This window comes from Mesorhizobium kowhaii (genome assembly GCF_042431665.1).
GTDB classification, from domain to species: domain Bacteria; phylum Pseudomonadota; class Alphaproteobacteria; order Rhizobiales; family Rhizobiaceae; genus Mesorhizobium; species Mesorhizobium kowhaii.
In genome coordinates, this window is record NZ_JBHLYT010000176.1 from 355,493 (window position 1) to 380,053 (window position 24,561).

General features: G+C 62.2%; 27 protein-coding genes. 16 read left to right on the forward strand and 11 right to left on the reverse strand.

All coding sequences use genetic code 11. The annotated features are described in order from the left end of the window. Positions 1-122 precede the first annotated feature (122 nt). Entirely contained in the window at positions 123-995 is an 873-nt protein-coding gene (locus tag ACFFNA_RS38735; protein ID WP_378925494.1) for an aldo/keto reductase family oxidoreductase, read from the reverse strand. Between the two features lie 91 nt (positions 996-1,086). Between ACFFNA_RS38735 and ACFFNA_RS38740 the strand changes: the two genes are divergently transcribed. Next, the gene (locus ACFFNA_RS38740; RefSeq protein WP_111545699.1) at positions 1,087-1,986 is read left to right on the forward strand and encodes a LysR family transcriptional regulator; all 900 of its coding nucleotides are present in this window, start codon (positions 1,087-1,089) and stop codon (positions 1,984-1,986) included. Positions 1,987-2,082: 96 nt separating this feature from the next. Here the strand turns inward: ACFFNA_RS38740 and rpsI are convergent, their stop codons facing one another. The 3 genes from rpsI to ACFFNA_RS38755 form a co-directional block, all read right to left on the reverse strand. Continuing rightward, the gene (gene rpsI, locus ACFFNA_RS38745; protein WP_111545698.1) at positions 2,083-2,565 is read right to left on the reverse strand and encodes a 30S ribosomal protein S9; all 483 of its coding nucleotides are present in this window, start codon (positions 2,563-2,565) and stop codon (positions 2,083-2,085) included. A gap of 1 nt (position 2,566) precedes the next feature. Continuing rightward, on the reverse strand, positions 2,567-3,031 hold the full coding sequence (gene rplM / locus ACFFNA_RS38750) for a 50S ribosomal protein L13 (protein WP_111545697.1): 465 nt from the start codon (positions 3,029-3,031) through the stop codon (positions 2,567-2,569). 280 nt (positions 3,032-3,311) lie between these two features. After that, positions 3,312-3,713: an SRPBCC family protein gene (locus ACFFNA_RS38755; RefSeq protein ID WP_378925497.1), complete on the reverse strand. Its 402-nt coding sequence runs from the start codon at positions 3,711-3,713 to the stop codon at positions 3,312-3,314. A 119-nt stretch (positions 3,714-3,832) separates the two neighbouring features. Here ACFFNA_RS38755 and ACFFNA_RS38760 point away from each other — a divergent pair, with 119 nt between their 5' ends. Continuing rightward, positions 3,833-4,417 (forward strand): TetR/AcrR family transcriptional regulator, encoded by a 585-nt coding sequence (locus ACFFNA_RS38760; protein ID WP_111545695.1) that lies wholly within the window; start codon positions 3,833-3,835, stop codon positions 4,415-4,417. 51 nt (positions 4,418-4,468) lie between these two features. Here ACFFNA_RS38760 and ACFFNA_RS38765 read toward each other — a convergent pair whose 3' ends face one another. After that, positions 4,469-4,915 carry a PaaI family thioesterase gene (locus ACFFNA_RS38765; protein WP_378925499.1) on the reverse strand — a complete coding sequence of 149 codons (447 nt, stop codon included), beginning with the start codon at positions 4,913-4,915 and terminating at the stop codon, positions 4,469-4,471. Positions 4,916-5,126: 211 nt separating this feature from the next. Between ACFFNA_RS38765 and ACFFNA_RS38770 the strand changes: the two genes are divergently transcribed. From ACFFNA_RS38770 to ACFFNA_RS38800, 7 genes are all read left to right on the forward strand, one after another. Further along, positions 5,127-5,948, forward strand: a complete 822-nt coding sequence (locus ACFFNA_RS38770) for an enoyl-CoA hydratase (RefSeq protein ID WP_378925501.1) — start codon at positions 5,127-5,129, stop codon at positions 5,946-5,948. 2 nt (positions 5,949-5,950) lie between these two features. Beyond that, positions 5,951-6,373 carry a VOC family protein gene (locus tag ACFFNA_RS38775; RefSeq protein ID WP_378925503.1) on the forward strand — a complete coding sequence of 141 codons (423 nt, stop codon included), beginning with the start codon at positions 5,951-5,953 and terminating at the stop codon, positions 6,371-6,373. Continuing rightward, positions 6,373-7,149 (forward strand): AAA family ATPase, encoded by a 777-nt coding sequence (locus tag ACFFNA_RS38780; protein ID WP_378925505.1) that lies wholly within the window; start codon positions 6,373-6,375, stop codon positions 7,147-7,149. The genes ACFFNA_RS38775 and ACFFNA_RS38780 overlap by 1 nt, the downstream gene beginning before the upstream one ends. Beyond that, positions 7,146-7,910 (forward strand): GNAT family N-acetyltransferase, encoded by a 765-nt coding sequence (locus ACFFNA_RS38785; protein WP_378925507.1) that lies wholly within the window; start codon positions 7,146-7,148, stop codon positions 7,908-7,910. The genes ACFFNA_RS38780 and ACFFNA_RS38785 overlap by 4 nt, the downstream gene beginning before the upstream one ends. Further along, positions 7,897-8,418, forward strand: coding sequence for a CoA-binding protein (locus tag ACFFNA_RS38790; protein ID WP_378925509.1), 522 nt, complete (start codon positions 7,897-7,899; stop codon positions 8,416-8,418). Before ACFFNA_RS38785 ends, ACFFNA_RS38790 begins: the two co-directional genes overlap by 14 nt. Positions 8,419-8,562: 144 nt before the next feature. Next, positions 8,563-9,843, forward strand: coding sequence for an O-acetylhomoserine aminocarboxypropyltransferase (locus ACFFNA_RS38795; RefSeq protein WP_378925511.1), 1,281 nt, complete (start codon positions 8,563-8,565; stop codon positions 9,841-9,843). Between the two features lie 6 nt (positions 9,844-9,849). After that, positions 9,850-10,191: a cupin domain-containing protein gene (locus ACFFNA_RS38800; protein WP_378925513.1), complete on the forward strand. Its 342-nt coding sequence runs from the start codon at positions 9,850-9,852 to the stop codon at positions 10,189-10,191. Between the two features lie 69 nt (positions 10,192-10,260). On the opposite strand, the gene ACFFNA_RS38805 is transcribed toward ACFFNA_RS38800, so the two are convergent. From ACFFNA_RS38805 to ACFFNA_RS38815, 3 genes are all read right to left on the reverse strand, one after another. Then, the gene (locus ACFFNA_RS38805) at positions 10,261-10,977 is read right to left on the reverse strand and encodes a transporter substrate-binding domain-containing protein (protein WP_378925515.1); all 717 of its coding nucleotides are present in this window, start codon (positions 10,975-10,977) and stop codon (positions 10,261-10,263) included. 21 nt (positions 10,978-10,998) lie between these two features. Beyond that, the gene (locus ACFFNA_RS38810; protein ID WP_378925517.1) at positions 10,999-11,955 is read right to left on the reverse strand and encodes a hypothetical protein; all 957 of its coding nucleotides are present in this window, start codon (positions 11,953-11,955) and stop codon (positions 10,999-11,001) included. Between the two features lie 135 nt (positions 11,956-12,090). Continuing rightward, entirely contained in the window at positions 12,091-13,341 is a 1,251-nt protein-coding gene (locus tag ACFFNA_RS38815) for a cytochrome P450 (protein WP_378925519.1), read from the reverse strand. A gap of 118 nt (positions 13,342-13,459) precedes the next feature. On the opposite strand from ACFFNA_RS38815, the gene ACFFNA_RS38820 reads away from it, so the two are divergent. Beyond that, positions 13,460-14,563 (forward strand): NAD(P)/FAD-dependent oxidoreductase, encoded by a 1,104-nt coding sequence (locus ACFFNA_RS38820; RefSeq protein WP_378925521.1) that lies wholly within the window; start codon positions 13,460-13,462, stop codon positions 14,561-14,563. 20 nt (positions 14,564-14,583) lie between these two features. Here ACFFNA_RS38820 and ACFFNA_RS38825 read toward each other — a convergent pair whose 3' ends face one another. Next, on the reverse strand, positions 14,584-15,174 hold the full coding sequence (locus tag ACFFNA_RS38825; RefSeq protein ID WP_378925523.1) for a hypothetical protein: 591 nt from the start codon (positions 15,172-15,174) through the stop codon (positions 14,584-14,586). A 330-nt stretch (positions 15,175-15,504) separates the two neighbouring features. Between ACFFNA_RS38825 and clpP the strand changes: the two genes are divergently transcribed. From clpP to ACFFNA_RS38845, 4 genes are all read left to right on the forward strand, one after another. Next, the gene (gene clpP / locus ACFFNA_RS38830; RefSeq protein ID WP_111545684.1) at positions 15,505-16,134 is read left to right on the forward strand and encodes an ATP-dependent Clp endopeptidase proteolytic subunit ClpP; all 630 of its coding nucleotides are present in this window, start codon (positions 15,505-15,507) and stop codon (positions 16,132-16,134) included. 297 nt (positions 16,135-16,431) lie between these two features. Next, the gene (gene clpX, locus ACFFNA_RS38835; protein ID WP_111545683.1) at positions 16,432-17,706 is read left to right on the forward strand and encodes an ATP-dependent Clp protease ATP-binding subunit ClpX; all 1,275 of its coding nucleotides are present in this window, start codon (positions 16,432-16,434) and stop codon (positions 17,704-17,706) included. Between the two features lie 306 nt (positions 17,707-18,012). After that, the gene (gene lon, locus ACFFNA_RS38840; protein WP_378925526.1) at positions 18,013-20,424 is read left to right on the forward strand and encodes an endopeptidase La; all 2,412 of its coding nucleotides are present in this window, start codon (positions 18,013-18,015) and stop codon (positions 20,422-20,424) included. Positions 20,425-20,723: 299 nt separating this feature from the next. Beyond that, a complete protein-coding gene (locus tag ACFFNA_RS38845; protein ID WP_027143628.1) occupies positions 20,724-20,996 on the forward strand; it encodes an HU family DNA-binding protein in 273 nt (90 codons plus the stop codon). A 94-nt stretch (positions 20,997-21,090) separates the two neighbouring features. Here the strand turns inward: ACFFNA_RS38845 and ACFFNA_RS38850 are convergent, their stop codons facing one another. Continuing rightward, positions 21,091-22,113, reverse strand: coding sequence for an aldo/keto reductase (locus tag ACFFNA_RS38850; RefSeq protein ID WP_378925528.1), 1,023 nt, complete (start codon positions 22,111-22,113; stop codon positions 21,091-21,093). 176 nt (positions 22,114-22,289) lie between these two features. Here ACFFNA_RS38850 and ACFFNA_RS38855 point away from each other — a divergent pair, with 176 nt between their 5' ends. Together ACFFNA_RS38855 and ACFFNA_RS38860 are read left to right on the forward strand one after the other, a co-directional pair. Further along, positions 22,290-22,856: an SIS domain-containing protein gene (locus ACFFNA_RS38855; RefSeq protein WP_378925530.1), complete on the forward strand. Its 567-nt coding sequence runs from the start codon at positions 22,290-22,292 to the stop codon at positions 22,854-22,856. Positions 22,857-22,859: 3 nt separating this feature from the next. Then, the gene (locus ACFFNA_RS38860; RefSeq protein ID WP_378925532.1) at positions 22,860-23,597 is read left to right on the forward strand and encodes a creatininase family protein; all 738 of its coding nucleotides are present in this window, start codon (positions 22,860-22,862) and stop codon (positions 23,595-23,597) included. Positions 23,598-23,642: 45 nt separating this feature from the next. Here the strand turns inward: ACFFNA_RS38860 and ACFFNA_RS38865 are convergent, their stop codons facing one another. After that, positions 23,643-24,560, reverse strand: coding sequence for a carbohydrate ABC transporter permease (locus ACFFNA_RS38865; RefSeq protein WP_111545678.1), 918 nt, complete (start codon positions 24,558-24,560; stop codon positions 23,643-23,645). Between the last annotated feature and the right edge of the window lies 1 nt (position 24,561).

Here is a 24,561-nt window from a genome sequence, read left to right on the forward strand (position 1 = left end):
GGAATTGTGCCAAAACAAAGAGAGATAGAGCGGTTCTGCGTTTCCGTGAAACGATGAACCGCTCTAGGAAATCCGAGATAGCGGCCTTGCGCGAGTGAAACTGCGCAGCGGGTCGTTCGCCGTCAGGCTACCATTGCCACGCCGTCCAATTCCCTGAGCGCATCCTCCGGCAGCGCGAGTTCTGCTGCTGCGAGGTTTTCCTCCAAATGCCCGACCGAAGACGTGCCGGGGATCAGCAGGATGTTGGGCGCGCGACGCAGCAGCCAGGCGAGCGCGACCTGCATCGGGGTGGCGCCGAGGCGCCGCGCCACGTCGGACAGTGTCGAAGACTGCAGCGGATTGAAGCCGCCGAGCGGGAAGAACGGGACATAGGCAATGCCGTCACGGGCGAGGTCGTCGATCAGGGCGTCGTCGCCGCGATGCGCCAGATTGTACTGGTTCTGGACGCAGACGATCTCGGCAATCCGGCGTCCTTCCTTGATCTGAGTCGATGTCACGTTGCTCAGCCCGATGTGCCTGACCAGGCCCTGCCGCTGAAGCTCGGCCAGCACGGTGAGCGGCGCTTCGATCGACCCTTCGGCGGGACCATGGGTATCGAACATGATCCGTAGGTTGACCACGTCGAGCACCTCGAGCCCGAGATTGCGCAGATTGTCGTGCACAGCCTGGGTCAGCGCTTCGGCGGAAAAGGCCGGCAGCCATGATCCATCCGTGCCGCGCCGGGCGCCGATCTTGGTGACGATGACGAGATCCTGGGGGTAGGGCGCCAGCGCCTCGCGGATCAGCCGGTTGGTGACGTACGGGCCATAGAAGTCGCTGGTGTCGATGTGGTCGACCCCCTGCAGAACGGCTTCACGCAGCACCGCCACTGCCGCGTCATGGTCCTTGGGCGGGCCGAACACACCGGGTCCGGCGAGTTGCATGGCGCCGTAGCCAAGCCGCTTCACAGTATGGCTGCCAAGGGTGAAGGTGCCGGCCTGTTGAATATCAGACATGAGTGATCTCCTTTGAGGAGACAAAGATAGGCGCTGCTCAACTTCGTGATAATCAGGTACAATCCACACAGGCTGTACGGAATTGCGCACAATGATGGACCTCGGTGATCTGAACGCCTTCGTGGCGGTGGCCCGCGCCGGCGGCTTTCGCGACGGTGCGCGTGCCAGCGGCGGCAGCGCCTCCGGCTTGAGCGAGGCGGTGCGTCGCCTGGAAGTGCAGCTCGGCGTCAGACTGTTCAACCGCACGACGCGCAGCGTTGTCCCAACCGAGGCAGGTCTCAGCCTGCTGGAGCGGCTCGGCCCGGCGCTGTCGGAGGTGGAGGCGGCCCTCGACGTGGTGAATGGCTTCCGCGACAGGCCGGCGGGCTCGTTGCGTCTCAATGTGCCGGTCAGTGCCGCGCGGCTGATATTGCCCGACATTGTTCCGGGCTTCCTCGCCGCCTTTCCCGGCATCCGGCTGGAGGTGATCGCCGATGAGAACTTTGTCGACGTGCTGGCGGCCGGCTGCGACGCCGGCATCCGTTATGACGAGCGGCTGGAACAGGACATGATCGCGGTGCCGATTGGACCGCGCGTGCAACGCTTCGCCACTGCCGCCAGCCCCGCCTATCTCGATCGCCATGGGCGGCCAGAACACCCGAGTGACCTGCTCGGCCACGCCTGTGTGCGCGGCCGCTTTGCCAGCGGCGCGATGTTGCCGTGGGAGTTCGAGCGCAACAGTGAGGTGGTGCGGATCGATCCGACGGGGCCGCTGATCGTGCGGATCGGCGGGGCGACCGATCTGGCCGTCGATGCGGCCATAGCCGGCACCGGCATCATCGGCCTCTTCGAGGGCTGGCTTCGCCCTCACTTCGAGAGCGGCGCGCTTGAGCCCATTCTCGAACCGTGGTGGCAGAACTTCTCCGGGCCGTTCCTCTATTATCCCGGCCGCCGCCTCGTGCCGGCCCCGCTGCGGGCGTTCATCGACTTCATCAAGGGCGGCAGACCCTGAGACCTGGCGCCAGGCATGAACTGCGCCGGCGTCGGCACCCCAAAAGAAAAAGGCCGCCCGGAGGCGGCCTTTTGATTGTCTGAAGCTGCGGTGCGCTTAGCGCTTCGAGAACTGGAACGAGCGGCGGGCCTTCGCCTTGCCGTACTTCTTGCGCTCGACGACGCGGCTGTCGCGGGTCAGGAAGCCACCCTTCTTGAGCACGGCGCGCAGCGTCGGCTCGTAATAGGTCAGCGCCTTGGAGATGCCGTGACGCACAGCGCCGGCCTGGCCCGAAAGGCCGCCGCCGATGACAGTGGCGACGATGTCGTACTGGCCCGAGCGGTTGGCCGCAATGATCGGCTGGTTGAGGATCATCTGCAGGACCGGACGCGCGAAATAGGTCGCGAATTCCTTGTCGTTGACGACGATCTTGCCGGAACCGGGCTTCACCCAGACGCGCGCAATGGCGTTCTTGCGCTTGCCGGTGGCATAGGCGCGGCCCGACTTGTCGAGCTTCTGGACGTGGACGGGGGCAGCCGGCTGGGTGTTGGTGTTGCCGGTGGCGGCGCCCAGTTCTGCGAGCGAGGAAAGCTCAGCCATCTTATGCGACCTTCTTGTTCTTGGAATTCAGCGCGGCCACGTCGAGAATCTCGGGCTGCTGGGCGACATGCGGATGCTCTGCACCTGCATAGACGCGCAGGTTCTTCATCTGGCGACGGCCGAGCGGGCCACGCGGCACCATGCGCTCGACGGCCTTCTCGACGACACGCTCGGGGAAACGACCCTCGAGCAGCTGGCGCGCGGTGCGCTCCTTGATGCCGCCGGGGTGGCCGGTGTGCCAGTAATAGACCTTGTCGGTGAACTTCTTGCCGGTGAACACCACCTTGTCGGCATTGATGACGATGACGTTGTCGCCGTCGTCGACATGCGGGGTGAAGGTCGGCTTGTGCTTGCCGCGAAGATGATTGGCGATGACAGTGGCGAGACGGCCGACGACGAGACCCTCGGCGTCGATCAGGATCCACTTCTTCACCACATCCGCAGGCTTCTGCGAAAAGGTTGTCATATTTTCTGCTTTCGGTTCGGACCTTCACAAGGAAAGGCGTTTCTTGTTGCTTGGATTGGCGAAAAGCGCTGCCCGCCGCCAATAACAAAACCGCGGCCTTTGCGGGCCGCTGCTTCGTGAGGGCTTATAGGCGAGGGTGAGGGGGCACGTCAAGTCCGCAGTTTCTAGAATATTCCAAAAAGATCAGGCAAAAACAATGGGTTAGTAGTGAGGTATTATAATACCGCAAGAATGAACGTTCCGGGGCATGGCCGGAACGTCCCTTGGCCGGCTGGGGTCTTCAGTTGGCTCTTTCGAGCGAGCGGCGTATCTCGGGCGCAAGCTGGTCCATCGCGACGGCAAGCCAGTCGCAAAGGTCGTCCGGCGATGTGTCATGAATCCATACCAGCCGGCTGCGTCCATTACTCTCGGCAAAGACCTGCATCGAGGTGTTGTCGTGCTTCACCTCTACCCCTTGCCACGCCCAGACGATGCGGCGCGCCGGTTCGTCGCGGGCGATGAGCCTCTCCCGCACGATCTTGCCGTCGGCGAAGGTCATTTGCCTCAAGTCGGGCTCGATCAACCGGCAGTCCACGAAAATATCTGGCGTCGTTAGTCGCGGCCCCTCGGCGAAGTTGCCTACGGTGTGCCAGACCTTCTCCGGCGATGCGTCGACTATCATTTCCCTGATAACTGATCCCATTTGGCACCTCTCGTTCAAGAGCAGACAGGTTTGTCTACTAGACAAGTCTGTCTGTATGGCGGAAACTAGACAAGTCTGTCTGTATGGCGGAAAAGGGTTGACGTCAAAGGGTATTCGATATGGTGGACCACGCTACTGACATCGGCCGGGAGAGTGCTGCGCGCAACCGCATACTCGATACGGCCACGAACCTGTTCTATGCCGAGGGCGTGCACGCGGTCGGCATCGACCGGATCATCGCCGAGGCGGGCGTGGCCAAGGCCACTTTCTACAAGTACTTTCCGGCCAAGGACGAACTCGTCCGCGCCTACATTCAGGGCCAAAGCCGGCAAGGGAGGGCCATGATCGACAAGATCAGCGAGCGATCGGCGCGGGATTCGATCCTGGCTATTTTTGATCTCGTTGCGGACGCCGCCGCTCAGCCTGGCTACCGCGGCTGCCCGTTTCTGAATGCTGCCGCCGAATATCCTGAGCCGAGCCATCCAGTACGGCAGGCGATTGACGAGCATAGGCAATGGAAGCGTGACCTCCTGCTCGGTCTGCTTGAAGCCGACGGGTGCCTGGACCCCGAAACCACGGCCGATGTCCTGACTGTTGCCAACGACGGACTGCTGGTCGCCAGCCATCTTGATAAACCTGCAAACTTGCGCCGCCTCATTCGCGAGACGGTGCTACGAATCCTGGGGCTGTCGGCAGACGCATAGCAGCAGACGCAGATGGTCCTGCGTTGGGAAACATTGGCGAGAGGAATTCGTCTACCGCTTCGGCGGGATCGAATAGGTGCCGGTGGCGTGTGCCACAGTGTGTCCGTCCGGGCCGGCGACGATGTCGATGTCGAACACCATCAGGCTCTTGCCGAGCTTCAGGATGCGGCAATGGCCGTCGATCGGCCCGGCCTCGGCCTTGCGGACGAAGTTGATGTCGAGATTGACGGTAACGGAAAGCGCGTCCGGCCCGGCATGAGAGAGCACGCAGACATAGCCACCGATATCGGCCAGCGTGAACAGCGACGGACCCGACACTGTGCCGCCAGGGCGCAGATGCCGCTCGTGGGCATTGAGCCGCACGGTGCAACCGCCCGGAAACACGTCGATCGCCTCGTAATGTTTGAACTGGTCGTTGAGCTGGGGATAGACGGTGGCCATCAGCGCATTGACGTCTGCCGCGGTCAGCACCGGCTTGAGATTGCTCTGGGCGGGCATGGCGGTCTCCCTTGTGTGCGCCTGTTTGAACGCGGCCGGCTATTCTGGCAACACCGGTCAGCCGTCATTGATGACAATCCCAAGCCATCGGCACAAATGCAGGGCAGCCTTGTCGCTTGTGCCAGCAATCTGTTCGAGGGTGTTGGACGAAGCGTGATGGCATACTAGATTGAAGCATCCAACCATGATCCAGAATCGCGGAGAAACGACCATGGCTGAAATCCTCGCCATCAAGCCTGCCGCCGTTGACGGTCCGGTTGTCGCACAACTGGACAAGGGCGTGCTGCGCCTGACGCTCGCCAATCCCCCAGCCAACGCCTTGTCGCTGGCGGCGATGGCGGCGCTGACGACTGAACTCGAGCGTGCCAAGACCGACAAGGCGGTTCGCGTCATTGTACTGTCGGCGGCCGGCAAGGTGTTTTGCGCTGGCCACGATCTCAAGGAAATGACGGCGCGGCGCGCCGACGCCGATCGTGGCAAGGCCTTCTTCGCAGAGACCTTTGCGGCTTGCGCCACGCTGATGCAGGCGATCGTGCGTCATCCCCTGCCGGTGATTGCCGAAGTCGACGGCCTGGCCACCGCCGCCGGGCTGCAACTCGTCGCCAGCTGCGATCTGGCGATCGCGTCGCATGAAGCGACCTTCTGCACGCCAGGCGTCAACATCGGTCTGTTCTGCTCGACGCCGATGGTGGCGTTGTCGCGCAACGTCTCGCGCAAGCATGCGATGGAAATGCTGTTGACCGGCGAGACGATCGATGCGGCAACCGCCAAGGAGTTCGGCCTGGTCAACCGCGTCGTGCCACGCGAATATCTGAATCAGATTGTCACCAAATACGCGCAAACCATTGCTTCCAAATCATCTTTGGTGATCAAGACCGGCAAGGAAGCGTTTTACGCGCAGGCCGAGATGGGACTGGCCGACGCCTATGCTTATACCGGCCGGATCATGGTCGAGAACATGCTGGCGCGTGACGCGGAGGAGGGCATTGGCGCCTTCATCGGCAAGCGCAAGCCGGAATGGACGGACGAGTAGTCGTGGAACCGCGCATCTCCATCGTCACCATCGCGACCGACGATCTCGACCGCGCCGTGCGCTTCTACGAGGCGATGGGCCTGACCCGTCATGCCCGCATCACCGACGGTGTCGCCTTCTTCCAGATGGGCGGCGCCATTCTCGGCCTGTTCCCGCGCGCCAGCGCCGAGGAGGATTCCGGCATTGCCTTTGCCGGGGCGCCATCCGCCGTCTACCTCGCCTACAACACCCGCTCCGATGCCGAAGTCGACGAGGTGCTTGCCATGGCCGAGAAGGCCGGCGGCCGTATCGTCAAGCAAGCCGGCCGTGCCTTCTGGGGCGGCTGGTACGGCTATTTCGCCGATGCCGACGGGCATGTCTGGGAAGTGGCGCACAATCCGGCCTTTCCGATCGCGGAAGACGGCACGATTTCCCTGCCTGGCTGATGGCCTATCGCAAGCAGCTGACACGGCTCAAGGCACCCTACCTCAAGCGCATCCTGCTTGACCCGGAGCGGGTCGAGGATTGGGAAAAATACCCCTGGAACCTGCCGCTGTTTCGCGGCCACGATTTCGAACTCGAATTCACCACGCCGATCACCATCATCGTCGGCGAGAACGGCACCGGCAAATCGACGCTGCTCGAGGCGATCGGCGCGCTCGCCGGTTACGACGAAGCCGGTGGTGGCAAGGGCTACAGGCCGGTCGACCATTCTCGTGCCATCGACAAGAGCGGCGCCGCGCTGGCTGACAGTTTTCGTTGCCACTGGCTGCCGAAGGTCACCGCCGGCTGGTTCTTCCGCGCCGAATCCTTCTATTCCGTTGCCCGTTACCTCGACGAGGCAGCTAGGGAATCTGGCGGGGCGCCACCGGACTTCCTGTCCTGGTCGCATGGCGAGGGGTTCATCCGCTTCTTCGAGGAGCGCTGCCGCAGACAAGGCATCTACATCCTCGACGAACCCGAGAGCGCGCTCTCGCCATCGCGCCAGATCGAGCTGCTCAAAATGCTGCGGCGGATGGACCAGTCGGGCACCGCGCAAGTCATCATGGCGACGCACTCGCCACTGCTGATGGCCTGTCCCGGCGCGCGGCTGTTCCGCATCAGCCGCTTCGGTCTCGACCCGACCGATTTCAGCGATACCGACCATTTTCGCATGATGCGCGACTTCTGCACCGATCCGCAGGCGTTTATGGAGGAAGCGCTGAGGGAGGATGACGCGTGACGGTCTGCGACGATGACCTCAATTGGCGCATCGAGCAGGCCTGTCGCGAAGGCTGGCCGGCTACCGTCGAGACGGTCGCGGATGGCTGGCTTCTGCGGCGCTCGGGCGGCCGGATCCGACGCACCAATTCCGCGAACCCATTGCGCGGCGAGCGCGGTACGCCTGACAAGGTGATCGAAGCCGCCGAGTCCTTCTATGTTGGCCATGGCCAGACGCCGCTGTTCCGGGTGCCTGATATCGCCGACGAGCTCGAAACCGCGCTCGATCATCGCGGTTACCAGCTCGAAGGCGGGACAATCCACCTCTATGCCGGGATCAACGAGCTTGCCGAAGTCCGCGACGGACAGGTCGTGGTTTCCGAGGTGCCAGGCGAGAACTGGCTTGCAGCGCGGTTCCGCATTGGCACCTATGATGACGCCGATCGCCGCGTCTTTCGCGAGATGACCGGGCTGATCGTCGGCGACCGGGCGTTCGTGTCGTGCGAACGCGACAGCGAAATTGCCGCCCTGGCCTATGGCGTCATCCGCAATGGGCTGCTTGTGGTGGAATCGGTTGAAACCGACGGCCGCTTCAGGCAGCAAGGCTTGGGCCGCAAGACAGTCGGCGGCCTGATCGACTGGGCGCGACGGGCAGGTGCTCACGCCGCATGCCTGCAGGTGGTGGCCGACAATGCGCCGGGCCGTGCGCTCTATGCTTCGCTTGGATTCAGCCGTGAACTTTACCGCTATCACTACCGCAGGAAGCCGCATGAACCACGATAGTTACGACAACACCTACATTGCCGGCATCCTCAATTCGGTGAAGACCATCGCCATGGTCGGCGCGTCCGCCAATGACGTGCGGCCAAGCTATTTCGTGCTGAAATATCTGCAGGCCAAGGGGTTTTCGGTGTTTCCGATCAACCCTGGCCAGGCCGGCAAGGAAATCCTCGGCCGGATGACCTATGCCAGGCTGGCCGACGTTCCCGAACCGATCGACATGGTCGACGTCTTTCGCGCGGCGACGGCAGTGCCGAGCATTGTCGATGAGGTGTTGCGGCTCGATCCCCTGCCGAAAGTCCTCTGGATGCAGCTTGGCGTGCGCCATGACGAGGCAGCCGCACGCGCCGAGGCCGCCGGCATCAAGGTGGTGATGAACCGCTGCCCCAAGATCGAATACGGCAAGCTCTCCGGCGAGATCGGCTGGACCGGCGTCAATTCCGGCGTCTTGTCGTCGAAGAAGCCGCTGATGCGCCCCGGATTCCAGAGTTTTGGTGTGCGCCAAAAGTAGAAGCAAATTATTCCGTAAGTCGGTGCATTTTCTCGCGTTTCGGCCGCAGATCGTTCGCCGAAGGGCATTTTCTTCTTTGCATTCGCGCCCGGGCTTCGCCAAGAATGCCCGGCCATTTCAAGAGTTTCAAAAAGGGAGGCTTTTATGACCCGCACGCCCGGTTTCAATACGCTCGCCGTCCATGCCGGCGCCAAGCCCGACCCGGCCACCGGCGCCCGCGCCACGCCGATCTACCAGACGACCTCCTTCGTCTTCGACGATGCCGATCATGCCGCCTCGCTGTTCGGGCTGAAGGCCTTCGGCAACATCTACACCCGCATCATGAACCCGACGCAGGCAGTGCTCGAAGAGCGCATCGCGGCCCTCGAGGGCGGCACGGCGGCGCTTGCGGTCGCCTCCGGCCATGCCGCGCAAGTGATTGTGTTCCACAATCTGATGCAGCCGGGCGACAATTTCGTCGCCGCCAACAAGCTCTATGGCGGTTCGATCAACCAGTTCGGCCATGCCTTCAAGAATTATGGCTGGGAGGTGCGCTGGGCCGACACCAATGACATCTCGACCTTCGAAAGCCAGATCGACGACAGGACCAAGGCGATCTTCATCGAGAGCCTCGCCAATCCGGCCGGCACCTTTGTCGACATCGAGAAGATCGGCGACATCGCCCGGAAGCACGGCCTGCCGCTCATCGTCGACAACACGCTGGCCTCGCCCTACTTGATCCGGCCAATCGAGCACGGCGCCGACATCGTCGTCCATTCGCTGACCAAATTCATCGGCGGTCACGGCAATTCGATCGGTGGCGCCATCGTTGACTGCGGTACGTTCGACTGGTCGAAGTCGGGCAAATACCCGATGCTGTCGGAACCACGCCCTGAATATGGCGGCCTCATCCTGCACGAAACCTTCGGCAATTTCGCTTTCGCCATTGCCGCGCGCGTGCTTGGCCTGCGCGACCTCGGCCCGGCGATCTCACCGTTCAACGCCTTCCTCATCCTGACCGGCCTGGAAACCTTGCCGCTGCGCATGCAGCGCCACTGCGACAACGCCGTGACGGTTGCCGCCTGGCTGTCCAACCACCCCAAGGTCGCCTCGGTGAATTATCCCGGCCTGCCGAGCGACAAGAACAACGCGCTGCAGAAAAAATACTCGCCGCAAGGCGCCGGCGCCGTATTCACCTTTGGCCTCAAGGGCGGCTATGACGCCGGCGTCAAATTCGTCGAGGCGCTGGAACTGTTTTCGCACCTGGCCAATGTCGGCGACACCAAGTCGCTGGTCATCCACCCAGCCTCGACCACGCACCGCCAGCTTTCCGACGAGCAGAAGGTCAAGGCCGGAGCCGGTCCGGACACGGTGCGGCTTTCCATCGGCATCGAGGACGTCAACGACATCGTCGCCGACCTCGAACAGGCGCTTGCCAAGGTCTGATCGATCATGACCGCATTTCTTTCCGTCGACACCAAAAACGTCGAACCCGAATCTGGCGCGCCGGCGCCGGATCGTCTGATCTCGGGCGATCCGAAATTCCGCACCTGGAATGTCGAGGAGCGGGACAGCCTCTATGCCGGCATCTGGGAATCGACCCCGGGCAAATGGCGCATCGCCTACGACGAATGGGAGTTCTGCCACATACTGTCCGGCGTTTCGGTGGTCACTGAAGAAGGCGGCGTGGCGCGCACCGTCAAGGCCGGCGACAGCTTTGTGCTCAGGCCCGGCTTCAAGGGCAGCTGGGAAGTGCTTGAAACGACGCGCAAGGAGTATGTGATCAAGCTCTAATGCATGTCGCCCAAAAGTGGCCCCGGTTTTGGGAGAACGACATGCATAAAAACAGGCATCCAGGGCGGATCAGACGACGCGATCGATATCGCTGTCCGAAAATCCGTATCGCGCCATCATCTGCCGGTGCCAGTCGCTGCCCAGCAATTCATCAAGGCAAGCATCAATTCGCTGGAGCAGGGCGCTGTTGCCCTTGGCGATCGCGAAGGCGCCGGCCGATGGCTGTTTTTCGCTGGCGGGAACCTCGACAAGGCCAAGCGGCATTTCGGGCCGCCGGGTCAGATAGCCTCGATGCGCCATCGCAACGCTGGCATAGGCGTGCACCATGCCGTTGGCCACTGCGTCCGCCGCATCGGCCTGCGTTGCGAACATCCTGATCTGCTCCGGCGCAATTCCGTTGTGCAGCGCCGTGAGATGCTGGACCTGATCGGTTATGACGCCAAGCAACCCCGTCCGGTCCCTGGCAATGGATTGGTAGCCGCGAAAGCCGCGTGGATTGTCTTTCGCGACCAGCAACCCATCCTGCAGCGCCCAGATCGGCCGTGTGAAGTCGACAAGCCGTTGGCGCTCTTCGGAGACGAACAGGCCGGTCGTCATGGTCCAGCGACCCTCGACCAGCCCTGGCAGCAATTCAGCGAATTCGGTCTCGATCGGCTTGAAGCTCGCCAATCCGAGCATTTCGCCGAGCCTGCGCGCAAGCTCGACGTCACAGCCTGAGACCTCGCCCGATGCACCGGTAAAGCAGAATGGCGGCTCTTCCAGGAAGGCGAATTTCCACTCGCTCATGTCAGGTAGACCGTCGCCATGCTATTTCGCCGGGAACTGGCTGAGGCAAGCCTCCGACGCCTTGTCGTGGAAGGTCAGGGCGTCGGCGTCCTGTGCCTCGATTTCGGCGTCGGAAATCTCGTTGCGATAATACTGCACAAGGAGATCGAGCCCCTCCTGGCTGATGCCCTGGGTGGGCATCTCGCGCGCAAGGCAGCCGCAAAGGCTGAGCGCACGGTCCGGTGAGCCAATCTTATGGTTGGTGAGGATGAAATCCTGTGCCGGACAGGCATCGAGGAAGCCCTCGAAGTTCAGCTTCTGCTGCGGCTGGTCGCCATGATTGAAATAGGCCGGCGGCCATTGGCTCTTGCCGCTGGCGACATCGCAGCCGGTGCCGACATCCTCGGCATTCTTCAGAAGGGCTTGCCAGGCAATCTCTTTCGCGCCCGTCGGATATTCGAAATTCTCGCCCAGCGACGCGGTGTACATATCGAGATCGGGCTGCGTGAAGCCGGTTACCTGAAACCGGTTGAATTGGCATCGGCATTCAGCGCTCACGCGTTCAGCTTCGCCCTCCGCCGGTTGCTCGTTGGATTTGCTTTTCCGGCAAGCCGCCATGAAGGCGGCGCCATCGAGCGACGAGGCAGGAAATGTGGAGGCGTCGACATAGCGCTTGCCGTCCCAACCGATCATCATCTGGTCGGACTGGATGTCGAGAAAACCGTTCCGCTTGAAGGCGCTGAGCCCGATCTTGTCCTGCGGCACCAGCCTTGCACCGGGAATGTCGCCGAGGACCTCCTGATAGCTGTCGCCTTCGAGGACGAACAGGAAGTTGCCGCAATGGACGCCGTCGCAGTCCGGTTCATGGCGATAGGCGAAGATCTCCGGAAAGCCGTCGAGGTTGAGATCGACCTCGACCGCAAAGGATGTCGGCGGGAAGCCCTTCGATCCGGTCTGCCGCTCCAGCAGACCGGCCGCCATTTTCTGGGCGATCGCCACGCTGTTTTCCCACGGGATGTTTTCCGGCTGTTGTTGGGCGTGCGCCACCCCCAGGCATGCACATAGCAATGCCACTGCGAACGCTGTCGCCGGTCTCGAGAACATCCTCATGTCGCAGCCCCAGGCCCGTGATCGTCAGAAGCCGACGGCGAGCGTTTCCAGCCCATGGAAGTGGTAAGTGTCGCGGAAGGGCGGCTGTTCGGCAAGATGGAGCTTGGGGCGCCGGTCGAACAAGGTTTTCAGCGACACCTGCAATTCGAGCCGGGCGAGCGGCGCACCGATGCAGAAATGGATGCCGGCGCCGAAGGATACGTTCTTCTGGTCCGCACGATCGGGGCTGAAGGCGAGCGGTTCGGCGAAGGCGCGCGGGTCATGATTGGCCATGCCAAGCAGCAGCCCGATCGTCTGGCCCGGCTGCACGACGATGCCGGGGGCGATTTCGATTTCCTGATAGGCGTAGCGCGTGAACATGTGCAGCGGCGCATCGAAGCGAAGGCATTCCTCGACCGTTGCCGCGGTCGCTTCGGGTGAGGTGAAGAAGCGACGCGGGTCGCCACCTTGCGCCAGGACCGAGCGGACCGCATTGCCGGTCTGATGCACGGTCGCTTCATGGCCCGCATTGAGCAGCAGGATTGCCGAGGACACCATCTCGTCCTCCGACAGTTTTTGGCCGTCCTCCTGCGCCGAGATCAGCAGCGACAGCAGGTCATCACCGGGGTTCTTGCGCCGCTCGGTGACATAGCCACGCAGGAAATCGGCAAAATCGCCGGCGGCGCGGTTGGCTGTCTCCTCGGTTTCGCGCGTGCGGCCATGCATGTACATGGCGACCATCTGGTGCGACCAGTCGAGCAGTTGCGGCCCCATCTCGACCGGCACGCCGAGCATTTCGGCAATGATGGTGATCGGCAGCGGCGCTGCGAAGGCCGGCAAGAGGTCGACGGCTCCGTCCGATTCGAAACGGTCGATCAGTTCGTTGGCGAGCGCTTCGACACGCGGCCGCAGCCGTTCGACCTGGCGCGAGACGAAGGCACGGTTGACCAATGTTCTCAGCCGCGTGTGCACCGGTGGCTCCAGCTCCAGCAACGAATTGGCTTCGATGCCGTCGAACGCCCTGAGATGGCTGCGATCCTGTCCGATGCCGCGCCTGTCTGGAATCCCAGCGGGGTTCTGGCGGCCGAAGCGGCGGTCGCGCAGCAGCCGGTTGACGTCGTCGAAACCGCCAAAGCACCAGAAGCCGAACTCTTCCCAGAAGAATGCATTCGATGCGCCGTGCAGCCAGGCATAGGCCTCGTAAGGATTTTGAAAAAAGGCAGGCTCATGCGGGTCCAGCCTCAGGTGGCGAGTGGCTGGATCAAAGGCCAGGGCGGGGGGCGTCAATTTGGTCATGCCAGACCAATAGCGCGGCTTGCCAGCCTGGTTCCAGACCGTATGTTGCGGCCAGTGAGCAAAACGTTGGCAGCCCAATGCGTTGAGCCAGCCATACGGCTGCGGAAAGACTGAACTGATGAATGTGATCGTTGTCGGCGCGGGCATTGCCGGTCTTTCCACCGCGTGGTCGCTGGTCAAGGCCGGCCACAGCGTTTCCATCGTCGAGCAGGGACCGATTCCCAACCCGCTGGCGGCATCAGGCGACCATCACCGCATCATCCGCCGCGCCTACCGGGCCGGTACCGGCTATGGCCGGCTGATCACCGAGGCTTATCAGTCCTGGGACGAGATGTGGGCCGATCTCGGTGAAAGCCACCTCGATGCGCGCGGCTTTGTCTGCATTTCGCGCGAGCCGGGCGACGAGGCCGAGGAATATCGCGAGGGCCTGGAGGAGGGGAATTTTCCGTTCGAATTGCTGGAGCCGGAGGCAGCCGTTGAACGCTGGCCTTTCCTTGAAGCCAGCTCGTTCCGCTACGCCTATTTTTCGACCGAGGGCGGCGCGCTGCATTGCCGCAAGATCGCCTCCGGCCTCGCCAAATGGCTGCGGACCAACGGCGCCAATGTCTACGAAAACAGCAAGGTCGTCGAAGTCGATACCGAAGCCGGTCACGTCGTGCTCGAAAGCGGCGAAACGATGCAGGCCGATCGCATCGTCGTCGCTGCCGGCGCCTGGGTGTTGAAACTGTTTCCGGAACTGGATGGCGAGTTGAAGACCTATCGAACGGCACTTGCCTATGTCGAACCGCCGGCCGACCTCAAGGCGGCCTGGGAGGCGGCACCGGTCGTCCTCGATATTGGCGGTACGGTCGACGGCTACGTGATCCCGCCTTCCGGCGGCGCTGGGATGAAATTCGGTTCCGGGCTGCACAGGGTGCCGACCAGCGACGCCGACTGGAACCGTGACCCGGTGGCGGGCGAGGGCGAGGCGATCCGCAACCTGTTTTCGCCACCGATCGCCCGCATCGATGAGTACCGGGTGACCGAGGTCGTCACCTGCGCCTACACCTTCACCGCCGACGAGAGGTTCCTGGCGCTTGAGAAGGGCAGATGCCTGATCGTCTCGGCCTGCTCCGGCCATGGCTACAAATTCGGCGCGGCGGTCGGCCGGCGCGTTGCTGCCGCCATTGGTGATGGCGACGTCGCCGGTCTGAAGGCATGGCTGCGGGCGGAGGTGGCCTGAGCGCTCAGCCCGGACCGAGCCTAATCCTGGCAATGCCTGGGAATATGCACGCGCCGCCAGCCGGATGAACCTTCGCGGACCACCACGCGCCGTGCAACGGTCTGGTAGGAGGCGGGAACATTGATGATGCGCCTTTGCTCCGGCTGCACCAGCACCTCCTCGGCGATGCTGTCGTACTGCGCCGGGGTGACGATGCGCCGTGTCCGTTCGGGCTGTATCACCACGGTCTCGGCGACACGCCCGTAGCGCGCCTTGTGCCAGATCTTGCACAGCACCTTGCGGCCATGGATGACGCGCCATTCCCAGGAATAGCCGCCATCATCGACCTGGACCGTGTGGTAGACGGTGCGGGTGACGGCAGGCACGACCTCGTAGGTCACTTGTGCCGGAACCGTCATCACCACGCGTTCGCGGGTGCCATAGATGGCGGGAACATAGTCGACCTGCTGGCCGGGCGGGCTGACCAGCACGTCTTCGTACACGGTGTCGTAGACAGCCGGCGTGCGGACCGGTTCATAGCATTCGACGGCGCGGCCGCCGGCGGCCGTTTGAGAAATCGTGCCGAGCATGGTCAGCCCGGCAATGGTGAAGCATGCGGTTTTCCTGAACATGACACTCCCCCTGTTGAACGGCACAATGACGGTTCAACGTTGGATTGTAGGGGAAGCGGTGTCTGGGGGAAGGGAATTTGCCGTATTTCGTTAAGCAATGCGGTTAAGAAATTGCTACGGATGGTGATGACGTCGCCGAACGATGACGACGCGGGTCGATGAATCCCGCGAATGTAACCTTGATTCGACTTACCCAGATGGCTAGGAGGGGTCGGCCTTGCACAAGGATGAGCCGACATCCTATTTACAGAACGACGATCCAGAACCGATTCTGCCCGATCTGCCTGTCTTCCCGGCGCCGGAATCCCACCGCGAGATAAGAGACAATCCATGAAGAACCCCGTCGAAACCTACATGAACCTCGTTCCGATGGTGGTCGAACAGACCAATCGCGGCGAGCGGGCCTACGACATTTTCTCGCGCCTCCTCAAGGAGCGCATCATTTTCATCACCGGTCCGGTCGAGGACGGCATGGCGACGCTGGTCTGCGCGCAGCTTTTGTTCCTCGAAGCCGAGAATCCGAAGAAGGAAATCAACCTCTACATCAACTCGCCGGGCGGCGTCGTCACTTCGGGCATGGCGATCTACGACACCATGCAGTTCATCAAGCCGGCCGTGTCGACGCTCTGCATCGGCCAGGCGGCCTCGATGGGCTCGCTGCTCCTGACCGCCGGCCACAAGGACATGCGCTTCGCCACGCCGAACGCCCGCATCATGGTTCACCAGCCTTCCGGCGGCTTCCAGGGCCAGGCGTCCGACATCGAGCGCCATGCCCAGGACATCATCAAGCTGAAGCGTCGCCTCAACGAGGTCTACGTCAAGCACACCGGCAAAAGCTACGAAGAGATCGAGAAGACGCTCGACCGCGACCATTTCATGACCGCCGACGAAGCCAGGGATTTCGGCCTCATCGACAAGGTCATTTCGTCGCGCGAGGCGGCAGAAAGCGCTGTGGCATAAGGGCTAGTTGGCAGTTGGATGGCGGCATCACGCGCTTTTGGCGCATCTTGCGGCATTTCGGCCACAATTGGCTGTTCCCTCGGCGGACAGGATTGCCTACGTTAAGGCTATGTTGAGTTTCGGCGGCTTAGCTTTATGCGGGGCTGCCGCGAATCATTGCCACGTTTTCTGATTTGTGTTTCGTACGGAATGCGTTGCGGGAAAGCCGGGAGACTGGTGGCGGCGGATTCCCGCGATAGATAGAGTATGCGCCCTTTCAGCCAGACCATCGGCGGGCGGCCATGAAAGGACAGGAAAATGAGCAAGGTCGGCAACAACAGCGGCGATACCAAGAACACGCTCTACTGCTCGTTTTGCGGCAAAAGCCAGCACGAAGTGCGCAAGCTGATCGCCGGTCCGACGGTCTTCATCTGCGACGAGTGCGTCGAGCTCTGCATGGACATCATCCGCGAGGAGAACAAGACCTCGATGGTGAAGTCGCGCGAGGGTGTGCCGACTCCGCAGGAGATCCTCAAGGTTCTCGACGACTATGTCATCGGTCAGCCCTACGCCAAGCGCGTGCTGTCGGTGGCGGTCCACAACCACTACAAGCGCCTCGCGCATGCCGGCAAGAACAACGATGTCGAGCTGGCCAAGTCGAACATCCTGCTGATCGGCCCGACCGGTTGCGGCAAGACGCTGCTTGCGCAGACGCTGGCCCGCATCATCGACGTGCCCTTCACCATGGCTGATGCGACGACGCTGACCGAAGCCGGTTATGTCGGCGAGGATGTCGAAAACATCATCCTCAAGCTGTTGCAGTCGGCCGACTACAATGTCGAGCGGGCGCAGCGCGGCATCGTCTACATCGACGAGATCGACAAGATTTCGCGCAAGTCCGACAATCCCTCGATCACCCGCGACGTGTCGGGCGAGGGCGTGCAGCAGGCACTGCTGAAGATCATGGAAGGCACCGTCGCCTCCGTGCCGCCGCAGGGCGGCAGGAAGCATCCGCAGCAGGAATTCCTGCAGGTAGACACCGCCAACATCCTGTTCATCTGCGGCGGCGCCTTCGCCGGGCTGGACAAGATCATCTCGGATCGCGGCAGAAAAACCTCGATTGGCTTCGGCGCCATCGTCGCTTCGCCCGAGGATCGCCGCACCGGCGATGTCTTCCGCCTGGTCGAGCCCGAGGATCTCTTGAAATTCGGCCTTATCCCCGAATTTGTCGGCCGTCTGCCGGTTCTGGCGACGCTGGAGGATCTTGACGAGCCGGCGCTGATCCAGATCCTGACCGAGCCGAAGAACGCGCTGGTCAAGCAGTATCAGCGGCTGTTCGAGATGGAGAATGTCGACCTGACCTTCCACGAGAACGCCCTGTCGGCGATCGCCAAGCGCGCCATCGAGCGCAAGACCGGCGCGCGCGGCCTGCGCTCGATCATGGAAGCGATCCTGCTCGACACGATGTTCGAACTTCCCGCGCTCGAAGGCGTGCGCGAAGTGGTGATTTCGGAAGAGGTGGTGACCGGCAGCGCCCGGCCGCTCTACATCTATTCCGAACAGAAGGAAAAGAAGGGCAATGTCAGCGCCTGACATGAGCCCGCAGCGGAATTCTGAAACGGCGCCGCAAGGCGCCGTTTTGCTGTCGCTCAGGGTTTTGCGGCTGCGCCCGGTCTTGCCGTCGCAAATGTGTCACTTACGGGCAAGTTGGAGGAGCGGATTTGTACTGGCCCCTTGATCTTTGTGGATCGTGCATCCAACTAATTGGAGAAGGCCGAGGTGCCCGATTTCTGTGCTGTAAAACTCCCGTCACAAACGGTGGTAGGCGGAACGATCCCCGGTCGTTAATATAAGATTCGCGGTTGGCTGATTGGCGGCCGCGACATGAAAGGTTGGACAATGGCCAAAATATCCAAGGCTCCCAGCGACGGCGTCTTCGCAGTCCTCCCACTGCGCGACATCGTGGTGTTTCCGCACATGATCGTTCCGCTCTTCGTCGGGCGTGAAAAGTCGATCAAGGCGCTGGAAGAGGTGATGGGTCAGGAGAAGCAGATCCTGCTTGCCACCCAGATGAATGCCGCCGACGACGATCCCGAGCCCGATGCCATCTTTGACATCGGCACGCTCGCCAATGTGCTGCAATTGCTGAAGCTGCCCGACGGCACCGTCAAGGTTCTGGTCGAAGGCGCCTCGCGCGCGAAAATCGTCTCGTTCACCGACCGCCCCGACTTCCACGAGGCCCGCGCCACGGCGCTGGTCGAGCCGGAAGAGGAAGAGGTCGAGGTTGAGGCGCTGGCGCGCTCGGTAGTCACCGACTTCGAGAACTACGTCAAGCTGAACAAGAAGATCTCGCCCGAAGTGGTGGGTGCCGCCAGCCAGATCGACGACTATTCCAAGCTCGCCGACACGGTCGCTTCGCATCTCGCCATCAAGATTCCTGAAAAGCAGGAGATGCTGGCCACGCTCTCGGTCAAGGAGCGGCTGGAAAAGGCGATGGGCTTCATGGAAGCCGAAATCTCCGTCCTGCAGGTGGAGAAGCGCATCCGTTCGCGCGTCAAGCGCCAGATGGAGAAGACGCAGCGCGAATACTACCTCAACGAGCAGATGAAGGCGATCCAGAAGGAACTCGGCGAGGGCGAGGACGGCCGCGACGAGGCTGCCGAGATCGAAGCGCGCATCAAGAAGACCAAGCTCTCCAAGGAGGCCCGCGAAAAGGCGGAAGCCGAGTTGAAGAAGCTGCGGACGATGTCGCCGATGTCGGCGGAATCGACCGTCGTGCGCAATTATCTCGACTGGATCCTGTCGATCCCGTGGGGCAAGAACTCCAAGGTCAAGCAGGACCTGGCTTTCGCGCAGAACGTGCTCGACACCGATCACTTCGGTCTCGACAAGGTCAAGGACCGCATCGTCGAGTACCTTGCCGTGCAAAGCCGCCAGAAGAAGCTGAAGGGGCCGATCCTGTGCCTCGTCGGCCCTCCCGGCGTCGGCAAGACCTCGCTCGGCAAGTCTATCGCCAAGGCGACCGGTCGCGAATTCATCCGCATGGCGCTGGGCGGCGTGCGTGACGAAGCCGAGATCCGTGGTCATCGGCGCACTTATATCGGCTCGATGCCCGGCAAGGTCATCCAGTCGATGAAGAAGGCGAAGAGGTCCAACCCGCTCTTCCTGCTCGACGAGATCGACAAGATGGGCCAGGACTTCCGCGGCGATCCGTCGTCGGCGCTGCTCGAGGTGCTCGATCCCGAACAGAACTCGACGTTCATGGACCATTACCTCGAGGTCGAATACGACCTGTCGAGCGTGATGTTTGTGACGACGGCGAACACGCTGAACATCCCTGCGCCCTTGATGGACCGCATGGAGATCATCCGTATCGCCGGCTACACCGAGGACGAGAAGATCGAAATCGCCAAGCGGCACCTGATGCCGAAGGTGGTGCGCGACCATGCCCTGCAGCCGAAGGAGTTCTCCGTCGGCGAGGACGCGATCCGCGCCATCATCCAGACCTACACCCGTGAAGCGGGCGTCAGAAGTCTGGAGCGCGAGCTGATGAAGCTCGGGCGCAAGGCGGTGACCGAGATCCTGAAGACGAAGAAGAAGACGGTGAACATCACGGCGGCGAACCTCGCCGATTACCTCGGTGTTCCGCGCTTCCGCTTCGGTCAGGTCGAGGCTGACGATCAGGTCGGTGTCGTTACCGGGCTTGCCTGGACGGAAGTCGGCGGCGAGCTGTTGACGGTCGAAGGCGTCATGATGCCCGGCAAGGGCCGCATGACGGTGACCGGCAACCTGCGCGACGTGATGAAGGAATCGATTTCGGCGGCGGCCTCCTATGTCCGCTCGCGCGCCATCGATTTCGGCATCGAGCCGCCATTGTTCGACAAGCGCGACATCCACGTGCACGTGCCGGAAGGTGCGACGCCCAAGGATGGACCGTCGGCTGGCGTGGCGATGGCGACCGCGATCGTCTCGGTGCTGACCGGCATTCCGGTCAAGGCCGATGTGGCGATGACCGGCGAGATCACGCTGCGCGGCAGGGTGCTGCCGATCGGCGGCCTCAAGGAGAAGCTGCTTGCCGCACTGCGCGGCGGCATCAAGAAGGTGCTGATCCCGGAAGACAACGCCAAGGATCTGGCGGAGATTCCGGATAACGTGAAGAACGGCATGGAAATCGTTCCGGTCGGACGGGTCGGTGAGGTGTTGCGCCATGCACTGGTGCGTATGCCGGAGCCGATCGAGTGGGTCGAACCGGTCAATCCTCCGGTCACGACGGACAGCACGGATGATGCCGGCAAGACGCTTGCACATTAGAGCGCCGCGCGTCCACTTGGACGCGCAAAGGACGCTCTAACACTTGAGACTTGCGCATGGTCCTTTCCGAAAACCGACTGCGGTTTTCGGGGCCGTACGTTAGTTTTCGCTAAAGTTGCAGTGCACAAACAGAGAGCCGGGCTTCGCGCCCGGCTTTTTCATGTGAAAAACCCCGGAATTCCGGGCTTTTTCCGCTTTTTTCCCGGCTTTTCGACTTGGTTGCGGCAACGCTTCTTTCTAAAGTCCGTTTCCTGCCGGATGAGTCGTTAGTTCCGGTGTTCTCATGGAAGGGAATTTTTATGAACAAGAACGAACTGGTGTCCGCTGTCGCCGACGCCGCGAGCATTTCGAAGGGTGACGCGCAGTCGGCGGTCGATGCGGTATTTTCCGTGATCTCCGGCGAACTGAAGAAGGGCGGCGATGTCCGGCTTGTCGGCTTTGGCAATTTCACCGTGTCAAAGCGTGCGGCTTCGACCGGCCGCAACCCGCAGACCGGCGCCGAAGTCCAGATCCCGGCGCGCACCGTGCCGAAGTTCTCGGCCGGCAAGGGCCTCAAGGACGCAGTCAACTAAGCGCCTTTTTCTTTCAGAGACCTGAAAAGCCGGGCTTGCCCGGCTTTTCATTTTTGTGCCCGGAGGGACGTGCGGTCGCGCGCCCCGGAGCAAGCTATGCGGTGGGCGCCTCGGTGCGCATCAGGCCTTCCTGCTTGAGATCGGCCCAGAGTGCCGACGGCAGCTTCGCATCGAGCAACGAACGGTTGCTCTCGACTTCGCTCGGCCGCTGGCCACCGGGGATCACCGAGACCACCGAGGGGTGCAGTAGCGGGAATTGCAAGGCAGCCTCGATCAGCCGCACGCCATGGCGCTTGCAGACGCTCTCGATGCGGGCAACGCGCTCGATGATATCCTGTGGCGCCTCGGAGTAGTTGTGGTAAGCGCCCGGCTTCGGCCCGGTTGCCAGGATGCCGGAGTTATAGGGTCCGCCGAGAACGATGCCGATGCCGCGCGCCTGGCAGAGCGGCAGGAAGGATGCCAGCGCCTCCTGTTCCAGCAGCGTATAGCGCCCGGCAAGCAGGAACAGGTCGAAGTCGCCGCGCTCGGCCAGCGTCTGGGCAACCTGCCACTCATTGATGCCGCCACCGAACGCCTTGATCGCGCCCTGGTCGCGAAGCGCCAGCAGCCCGTAATAGCCCGAGCGCATGAACTCCTCGATGCGCCGGTCGGACGCTTCCTTGCTGCCATGGGTGAAGATGTCGACATCATGCACGAAGAGGATGTCGATACGGTCGACGCCGAGGCGCTCGAGCGAGGCTTCGAACGAGCGCATGACCCCGTCATAGCTGTAGTCGTAAACCTCGCGACGCGACGGCGTATCGAAGAACTTGCCGATACCGGTGCGCTCTTCCGGCGGGCAGGCGCGCATGATGCGGCCGACCTTGCTCGACAGCACATAGTCATCGCGCTTCTTGGTGCGCAGGAACGGGTTGAGCCGCGTTTCCGACAGGCCGAGCCCGTAGAGCGGCGCGGTGTCGTAGTAACGGCAGCCGGTCGCCCAGGCGGCCTCCAGCGTGGCATTGGCGTCCTCGTTTGAGACGGCACGGTAGAGATTGCCGAGCGGCGCGGTGCCGAAGCCGAGCTCGGTAAAAGTGATGCCGCCATTGCCGATGCGGTCGAAATGCCGTGTCTTCATATCCTGCTGTTTGCCTCACTTGATTTGTCTGACATGACACTATCATGCCTCTGGCTCGGCAAAAGCGTCGCGGACCGTTGGACACGTATTTTCGCGATTGATAGCATGAGCAAAATCAAGCTGTTCATGGAAGCAAGAGCGGCAATCCCCAGGGTGGTTTCGATGGCAGGTTTGCGGTGAGCGGCAACAACGAAAACCCGATCAAGACCGCGCTTGGCGAACTCGGCAGCGTGTTGGCACGCGTCGACGAGAGCCGGATCGACGCTGCCTGCAAGATGCTGGCCGACGCCAGGCAGATCGTCGTCTATGGCTGTGGGCGTGAAGCCTTGCAGGTCAAGGGCTTTGCCATGCGGCTCTATCATCTCGGCCTGCCGGTCTCGGTGGTCGGCGATATGAACACGCCGCCGCTGGGGACTGGCGATGTCTTTCTGGCCAGTTCAGGGCCGGGAGAAACCTCGACCGTGCTCACCTTGATGCAGGTCGCGCACGACGCCGGCGCGATCAACCTGCTGCTGACCGCCCAACCCGAAAGCAGCGCGGCAAAGCGCGCCGATTTCTCGCTGGTTGTGCCGGCGCAGACCATGGCCAACGACCAGGGGACCAAAAAAACGTCGGTGCTGCCGATGGGCTCGGTGTTCGAGGGCGCACTGTTCCTGCTGTTCGAGGTGATGGTGCTGAAGCTTAGGGATTTGACCGGTGCGGCGCCGGAAGCGATGCGCGCCCGCCACACCAACATGGAATAGATCATGCGCTACGAACTGATGCTGCCACACCAGATCCGCAAGGCGATCGCCGAGAACTGGCCGGTCGCATTGCCGCTTGGCGTGCTCGAATATCACGGCGAGCACATGGCCGTCGGCATGGACACGCTGGCCGTCATCAAGACGCTGGAGCTGTTCGAGAAGGAGCGTGACATCGTCATCCTGCCGCCCTTCTACTATGGCGCGGCGAGCTACGCGGTGGCGGCGCCGGAGGGCAGTGGCTCGGTGCAGGTCGGCGGCAACGCGCTGGCGTCCTTCGGCGAAGAGCTGTTCTACAGCCTGCTGCGCATCGGCTTTCGCAACATCCACGCGATCATCCACCACCAGACCGAGAATTTCGCCGCCGGCATGCCGACCGATCTCGCCTTCAAGACCGCCGGCCGGCAAGCTATCTTCCGCTTCCTTGAAAAGGAACGCGGCGAGGGCTGGTGGGGCTCGGAGGTGATGGCCAGCTACTATGCCGAGCACGCCGAGGGCGCGAATTTCTTCAACTGGGTGCAGGTGCATCCGCTGATGTCGGCGGCAATGAAGTACCCCTTCGACCATGCCGGCATCGGCGAGACCTCGCTGATGCTGGCACTATGCCCGGAGGCTGTCGATGCCGCTCACTTCACCGACAATAAAAGTTGGTACACGGCGACCGCCAAGGACGCTTCTGCCGAGCTCGGGCAAAAGGGCGTCGCCATGATCATGGATCATCTGCGCGCGACGCTCTTGGCTTAGTGTGGCTCCCCCTTCTTCCAGGGGGAGAAGGGAAGACGGAGCGGTTTATTTCACCGCTCCGGCAGTCATGCCCATGATCAGATAACGTTCCAGCGCGATGCCGATGACGGCCAATGGCGCTATTGCCGCCGTGGCAAGCGCTGCCATCGACCACCAATTGATTCCTTGCGAGCCGGTCTGGCTTGCCACCATGACCGGAATTGTCTTGGCGTCGGTTGAGGTCAAAAGGGCGGCGAAGAAATACTCGTTCCAGCACAGCACCATCGCCAGGATGAAGGCGGCGACCATGCCCGGAAGTGCGATCGGCATGACGATGCGGAAGAAAGCGCCCCAGATCGACAGCCCGTCGACGAGCGCCGCTTCCTCGAGCTCGACAGGTATGGAATTGAACTGGTCGCGCATGATCCAGATGACGATCGGCAGCACCATCAGCGTGTAGAGCAGGATCAGCCCGACGCGCGTGTCGAGCAGGCCGACTTCCCGGTAGAGCACCAGGAAGGGCAAAGCCAGCACCACCGGCGGCAGGATCAGCTGCGACAGGAAGAAGAACGAGATGTCCTCGTTCTTGAACCAGGCGAAATGGTAGCGGTAGCGGGTAAGCCCGTAGGCGGCGAGGCTGCCGATGACGATGGCGAGGCTCGATGCGCCGACCGAGGTGATCACCGAATTCATGAAGCGCTTGAGGAATTCCTCGCGCACGGTCGAGGTCTGGAAGATCGAGTCCGGCGACAGGCCGAGCGAGCGCCAGCCCTTCCAGTCCGGCTGGAAGTCGACGAAGGGGATGAGATGGCCCTGGGTGACGTCGACCGCTGTCTTGAACGAGGTCGTGATCGTCCAGTAGATCGGGAACAGGCAGATGAACGCCCAGAAGACGAGCGCGCCATAGATGAAAACGCGGCTGGCGAAGAAGCTCGCCGGCGAGCGGATCTCTGATGCAACGTATTCGGTGGTCTGGACGCTCATC

What these genes read in the sequence shown, in the direction of transcription:
- ACFFNA_RS38795 (WP_378925511.1), top strand. Translation starts at nt 8,563, where the DNA reads ATGACCCGCACGCCCGGTTTCAATACGCTCGCCGTCCATGCCGGCGCC.
- ACFFNA_RS38770 (WP_378925501.1), top strand. Translation starts at nt 5,127, where the DNA reads ATGGCTGAAATCCTCGCCATCAAGCCTGCCGCCGTTGACGGTCCGGTT.
- ACFFNA_RS38760 (WP_111545695.1), top strand. Translation starts at nt 3,833, where the DNA reads ATGGTGGACCACGCTACTGACATCGGCCGGGAGAGTGCTGCGCGCAAC.
- ACFFNA_RS38735 (WP_378925494.1), bottom strand. Translation starts at nt 995, where the DNA reads ATGTCTGATATTCAACAGGCCGGCACCTTCACCCTTGGCAGCCATACT.
- lon (WP_378925526.1), top strand. Translation starts at nt 18,013, where the DNA reads ATGGCCAAAATATCCAAGGCTCCCAGCGACGGCGTCTTCGCAGTCCTC.
- ACFFNA_RS38755 (WP_378925497.1), bottom strand. Translation starts at nt 3,713, where the DNA reads ATGGGATCAGTTATCAGGGAAATGATAGTCGACGCATCGCCGGAGAAG.
- ACFFNA_RS38860 (WP_378925532.1), top strand. Translation starts at nt 22,860, where the DNA reads ATGCGCTACGAACTGATGCTGCCACACCAGATCCGCAAGGCGATCGCC.
- ACFFNA_RS38815 (WP_378925519.1), bottom strand. Translation starts at nt 13,341, where the DNA reads ATGACCAAATTGACGCCCCCCGCCCTGGCCTTTGATCCAGCCACTCGC.
- clpP (WP_111545684.1), top strand. Translation starts at nt 15,505, where the DNA reads ATGAAGAACCCCGTCGAAACCTACATGAACCTCGTTCCGATGGTGGTC.
- ACFFNA_RS38790 (WP_378925509.1), top strand. Translation starts at nt 7,897, where the DNA reads ATGAACCACGATAGTTACGACAACACCTACATTGCCGGCATCCTCAAT.
- clpX (WP_111545683.1), top strand. Translation starts at nt 16,432, where the DNA reads ATGAGCAAGGTCGGCAACAACAGCGGCGATACCAAGAACACGCTCTAC.
- rpsI (WP_111545698.1), bottom strand. Translation starts at nt 2,565, where the DNA reads ATGGCTGAGCTTTCCTCGCTCGCAGAACTGGGCGCCGCCACCGGCAAC.
- ACFFNA_RS38800 (WP_378925513.1), top strand. Translation starts at nt 9,850, where the DNA reads ATGACCGCATTTCTTTCCGTCGACACCAAAAACGTCGAACCCGAATCT.
- ACFFNA_RS38825 (WP_378925523.1), bottom strand. Translation starts at nt 15,174, where the DNA reads ATGTTCAGGAAAACCGCATGCTTCACCATTGCCGGGCTGACCATGCTC.
- ACFFNA_RS38820 (WP_378925521.1), top strand. Translation starts at nt 13,460, where the DNA reads ATGAATGTGATCGTTGTCGGCGCGGGCATTGCCGGTCTTTCCACCGCG.
- ACFFNA_RS38765 (WP_378925499.1), bottom strand. Translation starts at nt 4,915, where the DNA reads ATGCCCGCCCAGAGCAATCTCAAGCCGGTGCTGACCGCGGCAGACGTC.
- ACFFNA_RS38865 (WP_111545678.1), bottom strand. Translation starts at nt 24,560, where the DNA reads ATGAGCGTCCAGACCACCGAATACGTTGCATCAGAGATCCGCTCGCCG.
- ACFFNA_RS38845 (WP_027143628.1), top strand. Translation starts at nt 20,724, where the DNA reads ATGAACAAGAACGAACTGGTGTCCGCTGTCGCCGACGCCGCGAGCATT.
- ACFFNA_RS38805 (WP_378925515.1), bottom strand. Translation starts at nt 10,977, where the DNA reads ATGAGCGAGTGGAAATTCGCCTTCCTGGAAGAGCCGCCATTCTGCTTT.
- ACFFNA_RS38850 (WP_378925528.1), bottom strand. Translation starts at nt 22,113, where the DNA reads ATGAAGACACGGCATTTCGACCGCATCGGCAATGGCGGCATCACTTTT.
- ACFFNA_RS38740 (WP_111545699.1), top strand. Translation starts at nt 1,087, where the DNA reads ATGATGGACCTCGGTGATCTGAACGCCTTCGTGGCGGTGGCCCGCGCC.
- ACFFNA_RS38780 (WP_378925505.1), top strand. Translation starts at nt 6,373, where the DNA reads ATGGCCTATCGCAAGCAGCTGACACGGCTCAAGGCACCCTACCTCAAG.
- rplM (WP_111545697.1), bottom strand. Translation starts at nt 3,031, where the DNA reads ATGACAACCTTTTCGCAGAAGCCTGCGGATGTGGTGAAGAAGTGGATC.